The organism is Psychrobacter sp. M17(2026), assembly GCF_055699815.1.
This window is the reverse complement of sequence record NZ_CM146741.1, coordinates 1,647,350-1,660,560: the sequence shown is the minus strand read 5'-3', so window position 1 is coordinate 1,660,560 and position 13,211 is coordinate 1,647,350. Positions and strand designations below refer to the sequence as shown.

At 42.9% G+C, this 13,211-nt stretch carries 5 protein-coding genes; 3 read left to right on the top strand and 2 right to left on the bottom strand.

Annotated features, from left to right (window positions below):
• The first annotated feature begins 48 nt into the window (after positions 1-48).
• The 3 genes from ACR63T_RS07005 to recD all read left to right on the top strand — a co-directional run bounded on the left by ACR63T_RS07005 (position 49) and on the right by recD (position 11,603).
• On the top strand, positions 49-4,644 hold the full coding sequence (locus ACR63T_RS07005; protein ID WP_472783499.1) for an exodeoxyribonuclease V subunit gamma: 4,596 nt from the start codon (positions 49-51) through the stop codon (positions 4,642-4,644).
• Between the two features lie 81 nt (positions 4,645-4,725).
• Positions 4,726-9,246, top strand: a complete 4,521-nt coding sequence (locus ACR63T_RS07000) for a UvrD-helicase domain-containing protein (RefSeq protein WP_472783498.1) — start codon at positions 4,726-4,728, stop codon at positions 9,244-9,246.
• A gap of 98 nt (positions 9,247-9,344) precedes the next feature.
• Complete coding sequence (gene recD / locus ACR63T_RS06995; RefSeq protein ID WP_472783497.1) at positions 9,345-11,603, top strand: exodeoxyribonuclease V subunit alpha; 2,259 nt, start codon at positions 9,345-9,347, stop codon at positions 11,601-11,603.
• A 79-nt stretch (positions 11,604-11,682) separates the two neighbouring features.
• Here the strand turns inward: recD and ACR63T_RS06990 are convergent, their stop codons facing one another.
• Complete coding sequence (locus ACR63T_RS06990) at positions 11,683-12,246, bottom strand: hypoxanthine-guanine phosphoribosyltransferase (RefSeq protein WP_472783496.1); 564 nt, start codon at positions 12,244-12,246, stop codon at positions 11,683-11,685.
• Between the two features lie 125 nt (positions 12,247-12,371).
• Positions 12,372-13,040, bottom strand: a complete 669-nt coding sequence (locus ACR63T_RS06985) for a hypothetical protein (RefSeq protein ID WP_305898181.1) — start codon at positions 13,038-13,040, stop codon at positions 12,372-12,374.
• Between the last annotated feature and the right edge of the window lie 171 nt (positions 13,041-13,211).

Here is a 13,211-nt window from a genome sequence, read left to right as displayed (position 1 = left end):
CTGCTATTTCCTGCCTTTTATTCCTCCATCCTAATTAGATCGTCACTTATGTTTAAAATTATCCAGTCACACCGCACCGAATATTTAGTAGATGAGTTATTGACTGCTTACAAGGCAAAGAACCAACCTATTTTTGCAGAGTTTATCGTCATTGTACCCTCGATGGTGTTAGGCGATTGGTTGGATAAATCGATTGCCAGCCAAGCGGGTATTAGCACTCTGGTCACTACTACTTTTTGGGGGCAGTATCAGTGGACGCTGATGCAAAATGTGCTAAGCCGTCATAACGCCTATTTATTAGAGCTAGACCCTGGAGCGACAACCTTAAGTGTGCCTGAGGTGGCGGTATTATCACCAACGGTCATGCAGTGGCGATTATTCGGCTATTTGACTTATTATCAAGAGTCGATCGTCAAAAATGAACAGCATCCTGTTCATCCGCTATTGGCATCGCTGATAGATGAGCCGCAACAACAAGCAGTCGAAGCAGATAAAGCGCGACAAGATGCGCGTATTTGGCAGCTGGCAAGCGATTTGGCGCGGGTGTTTAACCGCTATTTGACCCATCGTGAAGATTGGTTAACGCTGTGGTCGCATAACAAGCCACTTAATGTCGATGAGTTGATAGTCGAAAAGGATGAGCTGTCACTGCGCTTTGATAAATATGCACGTGGTACGCCTGAGTGGTTGGTTGAGCATTATGTGGAGTTGGAAGTGGCTCAGCGTTTTTTATGGTCGCAGCTCTTTGCCGATGTGCATCTGCACCGTGTGGCTCTTGAGGACACCTTTTGGTCGGCTTTAGAGAGCAATAAAGCTAATGAGCGCGAGCAATTGCCAAAAGTGCTGCGTATTTTTACTATTCAGCAACTGCCGCAGACTGAGCTCGACTTTCTACAGCGCTTATCGAAATATATGGATATCTTGCTACTGCACTACAATCCCTCCAAGCTATTTTGGGCGGATATTGTCGATAAGTCTTGGCTGCAACGCCAGCAGATTATTAATCCTGAAAGCGTGTTCCTGCGCGACTATGGGCATAGCTTGCTGTCGCGTCTGGGTAAACAGTCACGTGATACTTTTGCGATGCTGGCTAATTTGTCGGGCAATGAGCAATATCAAGATGAACTGGTAGAGTGGCAAGATAGCTTTGATGTTGGCGATAATGGCTTTAATGATGATTTAAATAGGGACTGGCATGATGAGTTTGATGTTGATGTTAACGTTAATAAAAGTGCTCAAGCTACGCAAAATAGTCCGAGTTTATTACGGCGTTTGCAAAATGATGTCTTAATGCTTGATGAGCAGTCGACCCAACAAGCGACCGCTGCAAAAGTGTCGCAGGAGGTAGGCAAGCAGATAGAGCTAGGCCTTGAACAACAGGATCAACAGGAGTCACAAACACCTTGGTATGACGATGAGGCATTAGAGAGTAAGCGCTTTGAGAAAGATCGCTTTTGGGCCATGTCTGCACAAGATAATAGCCTAAGCATACATTCGTGTCATAGCCTGCAACGTCAGCTTGAAGTAATGCGTATTATGGTTGGGCGCTGGTTGAATGAACCTATCAGACTTGGCGAAAAAAAGCGCCATATATCGGACATCGTAGTACTGCTACCTGATGTTGAGCGCCATCATGCGCTGATTAGCTCTATTTTCGTCAGTGGTAAAGGTCAAGACGGCTTAACCTTGCCTGCCAAAGTCACGGGTGTGGTCGATGCCGATATTCGTCAGTTATGGGAAGCTATTATTGGCTTTTATAAGCTGCTCGGCAGTCATAGCGCTCGTTTTGAGGCGGCTGAGGTTTTGGATTGGTTGATGCTACCGCCCTTGTTCGAGAGCTTTGGGCTAACTCATGAGCAGATGAGCCGTGGTTGCGATTTGCTGGTAGAAGCGGGCTTTATCCGCGGCTTTGATGAATGGCACCTTAAGCAAACCTTAGACAGTAACGACTTTGATTATCGCTTTAGCTTTGCGCAAGCGCTAGATAGATTAGTATTAGGGCTAGTAATGCCAGAGGCCAGCTCAAGCGATTGCTTATATCCCTTAGCAGAGGAGGAGTGGCCGAGTACGGCAATGCCTGAGATGAGCTTACCGCTGCCACAAGTGAGCCTTAATGATGCCATGATCGTTGAAGCCCTTTGCCGTATTTATACTGGTTTGGTAGCGCGCCGTAATGACCATACCCAAAAGATGAAAGCAGAGGATTGGCTTGATCAGATTGAGACCCAAGTGATTCATCGTTATTTCGGTGATATTGATCAAACGCGTACTATGCGCGCTATTTATAATGCTATGAATGGCTTTAAGTCTAGCCTGCGTGCCAATCGTCATTACAGGCAATACTCTAGCAGCGACAGTGCTAACAATGCTAATAGTGCCAACAAAAAAGAAGTCGAGCAAAAGCTGGCAGGTGTTGAGCAGCTACCGCTCAAGCTGAGCTTTATGCTGGATAGTATCGAAGCCGAGCTTGAGAGTCAGCAAGTGAGTGCGGAGCCCACTGGCGTGATTACCTTTGGTAAATTTGGCGCCTTGAGGAACGTACCTTTTGAGCTGGTCGTTATGCTCAATATGGATCTGTCGGAATTCCCTGGGCGTGATCGTGACAATCGTTATGATTTGATGAAAACTACTAACGCTCGCCGAGGTGACAGAGTCAGCGAAGATGATGATAATGGTGCGTTTTTGGATGCGCTGCTGTGCGCGCGTAGTGCTTGCTGGATATTCTATAATGGTCAGAGCCTGACCGATACTCATGAGCACCTGCCAGCCAACCCAGTGAGTGAATTGCTACATTTTTTGCAAGGTGAAGTGCAGTGGCAAGTAAACTCTCTGGATTCACTAGACGTTTTACCTAAAAGCGTTGATTCAACTACCGAGAGCCTCAAACGTTACTTACCTAAGTTGATTCAACAGTGGCTGGTCACTGAGCATCCTGCACTACCTTTCCATGAGAGTCTGTTCGAAACAGTCGTTGACACTGATGTTTATGAAAACACGGATATCTCTGAGCAAGCGTCTCATAGTATTAATAGCGATGAGAGTGCTGATCAGACTCAAGGCGATGCTAAATACCATAGCCCTGTTGGTAGCAGTAAAACGGATAGTATTGATGAGCTAGATGCTCTCTTAAATACAGCCATGCGTAAGACGAAATTAGCTCAGAAAAAACAATTTCCTCCCGCACCACTATGGCAAGCTGTATTTAATACTCTAAAGGGGCGCGTTGCTAGCGAGCATCCGCCATTGGTTTGCTTGCCTACAAAGATACAGTATGAATCCATCGCTCAACTGCTTGGTCAAGGCTTAGGTCAACTCGGACAAGTCGATAGTCAAACCTTGTCTGCATTGGCTGATATGCTGGCGCTAGACAGTATTTGTGATGGCAGTAGTCCCACCGCTCATTCTGAAACGCTTGATAAAACCCTTTTTGATAGCGTATTTAACATTGGCGAGATAGATGTTGAAGGGGTGCTCGCCTACCAAGTGCGTCATCCTGCCAAGGCGTTTTTGCATACTCAAGAGGTGCATGTGGTGCAAGGCGAGGAGGCAATAGCGCAGCAAGAGCCACTGTTTTTGGACGGTTTGACGACTTATCAGATTAAGGAGCATCTGCTTAAGGAGCTGGCGAGCGATAATGATATTGCCAATAAGGTAACACAAAGCACTAGCCAAACTTTGATGTACCAAAAAATCATGCCAGCAGGGGTGGCTCGTCAAACGACCTTGCCGAATCAATATAAAAAGCTGCAACAGCAATGCTTAGCGTTTAAAGAGCAGTTAATCGCGAATGGCTTTGATGAGATTGGTTTAGTTAATCAGGGTGGACAAAACGGTATAGATGATGCAACAGCTTTGCAACTGCTTACCCCAACTACCGAACAACCGGTGCAGATAGAGCTGTCAGCTGTGCTAAATCTTACCGAGCATGAATCGCTACTCAAGCGACTACCTGAAGTTATTAAAATAAAAGGCTCAGTGCCAATACAAGTACCAATATTAGCACCAACATCAGAATCAACATCTATAAATAACAGCAACAGTCGCTCTCATCTACAGGCTGGCATGCCCTATGCTGATCGAACACCTAAGTACTGGTTAAATATCCTCCCTAACTCTGCCGACCCTAAGCATCTACTCAAGTTTTGGTTAGCACATGTGTATTGGCAAGTTGCTAGACGTACCACTAGCGAGCAAGTGGCCTTAGAGGATGGAGTAAGTATCTGGCGCTTCAATAAGCCCAGATCGGGCGTTAAGAAATATGAGAACGCAATCGCTTTTAAGTTAAAACCCATCTTATACGAAGAGGCAGTGGTTGAATTGGTCAAGTGGGCGATGTTTGCCAAGCTATCAGGCCAAGTACCCATTACCTTATTGCCAGAATATGCACTAAGTTATCTTGAAAAGCGTGTAAAAGCCGAAGAAGGTCAAGAAGGCAGTTACTGGCCAAAACGAGCAGACTTCTCAGATTGGCTAAGAGCGAGCTACCATATAGACGCGGTATACGATACCTGTTCGCAGCATGCTATTTGGCAGTACGTCCTACGTGATCAAGATGCCTTTAAAGCGCTATCATCAGCGTTGATAACCTTAGCACAGCCACTATACGAGCCGATGTTTACTGCACTAGAGCCTTTACAGAATTAGATGGTCATATCAAATGACTGGTTTTAATATATAAATTTAATAAATAGCTTTAACGAATAATAATAAAAAGTGTGCGCTCCTATGACTGATTTAACCGACCTGACCTATATAAATAATATATCTACATTGCCACAACAGCTAGGTAATGATAGTGACGATATAAGTGAACGTAAAGCGGATGTTGTACCAGCCGTCGATGTTGCATTAACGGGTCGACATCTCATTGAGGCCTCAGCTGGTACAGGTAAGACTTGGACACTGACGGGTATCGTGCTACGTCTGTTGATTGAGGCAAGGCGTGCCCCCGAGCAAATCATTGCCACTACCTTTACTCGCGCCGCTGCTGCTGAGATGCGTCAGCGTATTCACGATCGCTTGGTAGAGTTTTATCAATTGCTACAGTGGATCAACAGCTTGAGTGCTGATCTTAATAATAAGTCTGATTTATATCCTGATGTGTTACAGGTGACGCCTGAAAGTAGCAAGGATAAGTTAGTAGATAAGGACTCAAGGACAGATACAGATTTAAGTGCTAAGACTAGCGCTGACGAATTAAATCAAGACCTTGCCGATGATGAGCAACATGATAAACAAGCCGCTACTGAAAACAACGCTCAACTAAAAATAAAAGCAAAAAAAGAGCGTGAAACGTGGTTAGTAGAACAAGCTAAATACGCCCGCTTAGATGACATCATGCAAGATCCAATTAACCTGCATTTGCTTGGGTTTTTGCTTGATCATGTCTATAGCTATCCAATGACTGAAGCTCTTCGCCGCACCGCACTGGTATTAACCACGCTAGATAAACTGTTCGTCGGGACGCTCGATAGCTTGGCGCAAAAGTGGCTCACCGAATATAGCAGCGAGACCGGTCATCAGCAAGGCATGGCTATTATTGAAGACAGCAGTATTGAGCAAGTGACGGACAGTATTGTTCATGATGAGCTGCGTCAGTTTCAAAGTAGGCTGTATCATGAGCAGCCTAAACTATATGCGCTAATGGATCAGCAAGGTAAGCTGACGGCGGTTGGCGATCATAAAAGTTATGTGACTCGGTCGCTGAATTTTGTTTCTGCGCCGATTAATGAAGTTGTGAGCAGTGATTTTTCTTTTGAGGGTTATGAGCGGCTTATCCACAGTATCATTGAGCGCAGCGATGAGCTTGATGCTTTCTTTAAGCCTGACGGCGAATATTATGAAGTTCCCAAAGGACAGTTGCAGAATAACAGAGAGTCTTGGCCGAAAATCGTTCAAGTGTTAGAAGAGTCTGGTCCCGCCGCTTATAAGTTCATATCAGACAAAAAAACTTATACTGGAAAGTTAATTGAAGCTTTTCAGAAAACTGATGATATAGGCAAACAGTTCTACAAGCCAAAAGACGGCGAAAGAGTTAATTTGATATTTAATGAGTTGCAGGTGGTTCGTGACTTTAAACGGTATATTGAAGAAAGCAAAAAGCTCGATGACTACGTTATTACTATTTTAGCCAATCTCAATCGCCATATCGTGCTGGCGGTTCGTGACAGACTGCCGGTTATCCTAGAAGAACGCGGTGAAACTACCTTTAGCTTGCAAATGGTACGCTTAAACCAAGCATTAACCGGTCGGCAAGGAGAGAAGCTGGCACGTTATATTCGTCATCACTATCCTGTCGCTCTCATTGATGAGTCGCAAGATATCAATGGCGAGCAGGCTACGATGATTGAAAGTATCTATTTGCCTAAGAGCAAACCTAAACCGTCTGCTAATGATCAGCAGTCAAGTAACAAGAAAGCCAGTCATGAGTTCTTGCTATTGGTTGGTGATCCAAAGCAAGCTATTTATGGATTTCGTGGTGGTGATGTCGCTAACTATAACTATATGAAAGCCCAGTTTGAAAACAGCAGTATCTGGACGCTTAATATCAACCGTCGTTCAAACGCTAGTGTTATTAATGCCTTGAACTGCTGGTTTGGTATGCCAACCGCAAAGACAGCTGACAATAAGCTATCACAGCTAGGTAGTGGTATTTATTATCAACATATCAAAGCTGCAAGAACACAGAGCCAGCTGTCTTGGTCTAATGAGTTAGATCAAGACAGCCCTTTAGTCACTGAGGTGCTCTCTGCTCAGTCAGTAAGCTTATTACACTTGCCTTATGATAAAGAAAAAACGCTGGATTACGATGAGTTTGAGATCACCGCGCGCCATATTGCCACTTTACTCGGTAGTAATCAGACCCTAAAGGGAAAGCCTATCCAGCCAAGCGATATTGGTGTGCTGGCACGCACCAAAAAAGATCTAAAGCAGGTTGAGGATGAATTGGTTAAGCTCAAAGTACCGACCTTGACCACTAGCGATGTCAGCATCTTTGAGACCATCATGGCCGAAGACGTGGCCGCGCTACTCAGTGCTATGCTATACCCTTATCGCCATGACATGATTAATCGCGTGCTGACCAGTCATCTATATGGACTGAGTATCAAACAAGTCAAAGCCATGATGATGGATCATGATTCAGGGCTAACAGTGAATAGCTTTGATATAAGTAGTTTTGATGTAAAAAGCACCTCCGCTGGTACTCATAAAAAAAGCTATCAAGACTTTATTACTTACCTCAAAGAAGGGGCGCAGCGCTGGCAGCACTTTGGTATCTTATCAGCACTGCATTATCTATTGGATAAAAGCCCAGTGCAGCCGCAAGGAGTCTGGCAAGCATTAGCGGCTCATCCAGAAGGCGACCGTCATATCATGGATTTGCGTCACGTGATGGACATTATGGCGCAGTACGGCATAGGTATGGGTGAGCATGAGCTATTGGCTTGGTTCAGACAACATATAGACGCAGCTCCTAATAGTGATTGGGCCAAGCAATATCCGCTGCCTACCGAGTCTGGTGTACAACTGATGACTATTCACAAATCTAAGGGATTAGAATTTCCGATTGTCTATGCACTGGGTATGGGTGATGCCAGTCGCAAGTCAGGCAATAAGGAAGATTATGGACTGTACTTGTATAATGGCCAACAAGACAGCGAGCTCCAAGATCAATCAGCTTTAGGGCAGCAATCAACAAGCAATCAGCGCCGCTTTTCACCTGTGCAAGGCTCTGCGACTACAGAGGGTTACTATACTGATATTGAGACCCAAGAAGACTTTGATGAGCTACGCAGGCTCGGCTATGTGGCCTTTACACGTGCCAGTGAGCAGCTTTATGTAGTGTTAAGAGACCCTAGTAATAAAACAAGTTTTGAATTAAAGCCAGTCTTCTACTGGTTTGATTCTCCAGAGGCAAAGTTTGAGATGCCTGATAGGCTTAAAGGCACTACAGGTATGCTCAGAGGGCATAATATTAATGAGTTCTATGATAATCACTATGGTCAGTCTGCTAAGTCTATAGGCTCGACAGTTAGTATCAATCACATGGCTACAAAGCCTATAACAGAAGCTATTGAGTACGCGTCTTTTTCAGAAGTCATGAAAACCGATTATTTCTATGGTTGGGCGAAGACCAGTTTTACCGCTTTAGCCCGTCAGTTAGATGACTCCACACAAGCGATGGCGGTGATGGATGAACGTATTGACGATGCTATAGATATTGATATGACAGAGACCTCAGCATCGGTCGAAGCGGTATCATCTAGTAAGGTAGAGCTTGCTGAATCCGTTAGTGAATTACGTCTTAAGTCAGAGGACGATATTCGTTTTACCTTTGTAAAAGGCGCTAATGCTGGTACATTTTTGCATGAAATATTCGAAAAAATTGATTTTAATAATTCATCGCAGTGGTCTCAAGTTATCGATAGAGCGGTTAGCAGCTATCAGTTGCCATTGATATACAGTAGCGCTGAGCAACAAAGCCGACTATTACAGACGAAACAGTCAGCAGATAGTACTCTAGCCGATACCCAATCAATAGATACTGGTTCGGTAGATACTAGCAAACATCAGGCCTTGATAGACTGGATTGAAAAGGTGTTACAGTCGCCATTATTAGCATCCAATCAATCTTTACGCTCTCTTGATGTGAGCCAAAGATTTGCTGAGTTAGATTTCAACATGGGGTTGTCAGAGCACTTTAAAGCGCAAGATATCAGTAGGCTGTTTCAGCAGTATCTGCCGAATGAGACAGATAAGCATGTGACTCTTATCGCGCAAAATAAAACGCACTTATATCGTTATTTACGTGGTGAAATTGATTTGGTATATGAGTACGCTGGCAAGTACTATGTTGTCGATTATAAGAGTAACTATTTAGGAAATAGCCTAAGCGATTATAATGAAGATACCCTTAAAAAGGCGATGTCAAAGGCAGGATATTGGTTACAAGCAGCGATTTACCAAGTAGCCTTGCATCGATTTCTTTCGATGAGAGTGAGTGATTATCAAGGTAATGAGGATAAATACTTAGGTGCTGTCGAATATGTCTTTTTACGGGGCGTATATGATTCAGATTCTCAGTCAGCTACTGACGACTCACCAGAAACCAAGGTATTACCAAAAGTTAATAACCCTGATCACAGCCATTCCATGCATAATGAGCGCTACGGACTAGTCACTTGGGATATCCCGATCGACTTTGTCAAGGCTTTAGATGCATTGTTTGGCCTGCCAGAATCGTAGGCTTTAAAAATTAATTAGATAACGATCTAAATAAAGCGTTAAATAAATAATAACTATATCTAAGCATATAACGAGCAATAATTTATGAGCAGTAACTTATGAGTAATACTAACAGTAAGAGCAGGGCGGCAGTTAGCTTGCAAGAAAGCTGGGCTAGTAATATTAGTGACTATATTTTGCTACGTCGTCAGCAGACGCATTCAGCCTATAAAGCAACTGATACAACAACGATTCATGCTGATAGCCAGCAGATAGATAAGATAGCAGACAGTGGCTTATTTAGCGCGTTATTCGTTGTACTGGCGACCCATTTGGAAGAGGGGCATACCGTATTAACGATTGAGGCAGCTGAGCAAGAGCAGCCGCTACAAGGACAAGTCAATGGCGAGGTAGTTGCTCTATACCGTTGGCAGCAGCAACTAATAGAGAGGTTAGCCGCGCCAATCCTAGCGCTAATTGATACTCAGATGGTTACTCGGGAAACAGTTATTCAAGAAACAGTTGCTCAAGAAGAAGGTACTACAGCTATATTATCACTATTTGATTTGTTGGATATTTTGTTTGCTAAGCAAGCTCAGCTATGGGCACAGCTAGCACTTAGCAACCATGAAAAAGAGAGATTACTCAAGTGTTTTGAGAGTGTCTTTGCGCTCTATCAGTTGTTAAAAAATACCGACTTAAGCATTCTCGTTCAGCTGATTGTTGAGCACTCTTTATTTGCTAACGTCAATGCTGATATAAATGATAATGATAATAAAAATAGCCTAAGCAAAATAAATAAACCTATCATCTACCGACTGATAAATAACAAGAACACAGTTGGCCGAACAGTATCGCTCACTTTTTGGTTGCATCGCACATGGCAAGCGGAGTTTAATTTAGCCAATAATATTGGCAATATTTTAGATCAGCAGGTAATACCTTTAGAGCTATCATTACCCGAAAATCTAAACGAGCAGCAGGTGACAGCTATTACTGTGGCTAATAATAATGCTTTTAGTATCATTACTGGTGGCCCTGGTACAGGCAAGACCTATACCGTTGCTCAGTTAGTAATGGCGCTACAACAAGCCACAGAGAGTAGGGGAGATGATCGTAAAAGTATTAGATTCAGCACAGACAGTGCTAGTCTAGCATTAGCGGCACCGACGGGTAAGGCGGCCCAGCGAATGCAGGAATCTTTACAGTCGGCCATAGATGCCGCGGATATAGAGCTGCAGCTGCAAGAAGCTAAGACTATCCATCGCTTATTAGGCATTGGTCGCACAGGCAGACCACGTTATGACGCTAATAATCCACTTGGTGAAGATATTATTATCGTCGATGAAGCATCAATGTTAGGAGTAGAGCTGGCTAACTATCTTGTGAGTGCAGTAAAGCCTGGCGCAAGGCTGATATTATTAGGAGATGCGAACCAGTTGGCAGCGGTAGACGCAGGGGCTGTATTGGCTGATTTGTGCCATATTCCAGTATTACAACCTATTCACGTAGAGTTGACAGAGAGTCGCCGATTCAGTGCTGACTCTGGTATCGGTAAGCTTGCTTATCAAATAAATAGAGCAAACACAGATACCCAAGCTATTTGGCAGTTGTTGAAAAGCGATGCAGCGCTGAGGTTTCAGAATGTAAATAACATGAATACAATACAGGCCGCAGCATCTAAAGACAATGATAAAAAAAATAGCCTAAGCAACAAAAAAATTCTAAAAAAAGTATCTTCAAGTTATCAAAACTTCATAAAAGAAGTTAAACGTTTGCAGAATAACTCAGTAGAAAAATCTATGCCAGATTCAATGGAAAATACAGTTGCTTCATTAATGAAAGCATTTAATCAATTTAGAGTACTTAGTGCAGGTCATAATGGCGAATGGGGTGATCACTATATTAATAATTACCTTACCCAGTGGCATCTTACCGAGTTGAAGCTGCCCTTAGGTCAGAATACTTGGTTTCACGGTCGTCCTGTGATGGTTCTACAGAACAACTATGAGCTAGGATTATTTAATGGCGATATCGGTTTTTGCTTACAAATAGGAGAGGGTAACAGTCGACTTGAAGTATTCTTTGAGAATAAAGCACAGGGAATTGCGGTCGACTTACTAAATGATGAGGTCATTGCTACCGCGTATGCGATGACTATTCATAAATCACAAGGGTCTGAATTTGATCACGTGGCAATCGCTTTTGATAATAGTCATGTAAGATTACTGAGCAAAGAGCTTATTTATACCGCAGTAACACGAGCCAAGAAACAAGTCACTATATACAGCACAAAACACGCTTTTGAAAAGGCTGTGCAAACACCAACTAAGCGCCATACAGGGTTAGCGCTACAGTTTGATAATATTATGAAATAGCATGATTTATAGCAATAAAAAAGCATCCAATTTGGATGCTTTTTTATTATTTTACTGATTCAATCAAAACTTGCTAAATTTATACTTTATCTTCTTTAATAGCATAGATGCCTGGCAAGTGGCGCAAATAACCATGGTAGTCCATACCACAGCCGTATACATAGCGATCAGCCACATTGATACCGACAAAATCAACGTCAAAATCTTTAGTTTTGCGGTCATGCTCTTTATTGAGTAGCACACAACATTCAATAGATGCAGGATCTTCTTTACTTAGGTCTTCTACGATTGTTTGTAGAGTAATACCTTCATCAAAAATATCGTCAATGAGCAGTACGTGCTCACCCTTAATGTTTACCTCAGGCTTAAACTTCCAATCCAGCTCATTAGTACCTTCGTTATCACGATAACGAGTCGCATGAATGTAGTGCATACGATGATAGAAGGTAAGGTGAGTGAGCAGTTGCCCCGCTGGAATAAGACCACCATTCATGACAACCATCACGATAGGATTAAGACCAACATAATGCAGGTTGAGCTGGGCTGCAAGGCGCTCATAAGCAGCGGCAACTTCGATACTGCTAATTAAACATTCTGAGTTACGTAAGGTTTTTTCGATTTCTTGATTACTGATCTGAGTCATAGGATGCGCCTTCGGTGAAAAGTGCTGCTTATTTTAGCAAGGTTTAACAGGTTTGCCTATAAAACCTTGCTATCCAAAAAAAATAGTCTGCTGCTAATAACTTTTAATAGCAGCGCTGCGAAAGATTAGTCGGCTTTGACAACGATAAAAGGACGGTAATAGTTTGCTAAACGATTTAACGAGCTATCAGGTAGATCTGGTAGTAGTTTATTAAGCGCCATGTTCATACCTTTATCGATAGCGGCTTTAGCGACAGGCACAGATTTGCGCTTTATCATGCCCAGTTTGAGTGTTTCAGCAAAGCGAGTGACAAAATGGGTCAAGGTCGCCTCATTCATCGTTTCAAGCGCTTCTCTGAATTTTGCCGCATCAACATTATCAGGGGTAACCGCTGCAAAACCTGCAACGATCGTTTGCGTATCTTCATCGCTAAGCTTGAAGCCCACTCGACTAGCACCTTCATTATCTATAAAAGTAGCCTGATCTCTTAAAAAGTTAAAGCTTGGTATAATATCTTCATTATTCTCTTTACCTAATAGAATGTTCAACATAGTATCAGCCGCTTTTTCAATAGTGGTGATCACTTTACGCATAGCCACTTGGCGCTCAGGATTAGGGATGTTATCGATCAGTCCCTCCAGTAAGTTATCGATAAGATCATGAGCGGTTTGATGGGTCAATGCATCGCGATAAGGATAATAATCAACTTGCTCATCAGACTGTTTAACTTGTTCAGCTTCTGCAGCCAACTGTTTTAATTTATCTGAGGGTATAAATCCAAAATAATGTGCCATTGTGCTACCTATAGTAGTAATTTTAGTTGTGATAACTTAATTAAAAATTATAGCTATTATACTGATTTATTAGCGTTACATTGTATGTCAAATCATTTACAATCCTATTTTAATGTTGACGTGCCAGTCAATAGTTGACAGTAGTCGTTTTGGAAATACTAATTTTTTGGA

Bases quoted from the DNA above. Each gene is read 5' to 3' on its own strand.
- ACR63T_RS06990 (WP_472783496.1), bottom strand. From the start codon at position 12,246: ATGACTCAGATCAGTAATCAAGAAATCGAAAAAACCTTACGTAACTCA.
- ACR63T_RS06985 (WP_305898181.1), bottom strand. From the start codon at position 13,040: ATGGCACATTATTTTGGATTTATACCCTCAGATAAATTAAAACAGTTG.
- ACR63T_RS07005 (WP_472783499.1), top strand. From the start codon at position 49: ATGTTTAAAATTATCCAGTCACACCGCACCGAATATTTAGTAGATGAG.
- recD (WP_472783497.1), top strand. From the start codon at position 9,345: ATGAGTAATACTAACAGTAAGAGCAGGGCGGCAGTTAGCTTGCAAGAA.
- ACR63T_RS07000 (WP_472783498.1), top strand. From the start codon at position 4,726: ATGACTGATTTAACCGACCTGACCTATATAAATAATATATCTACATTG.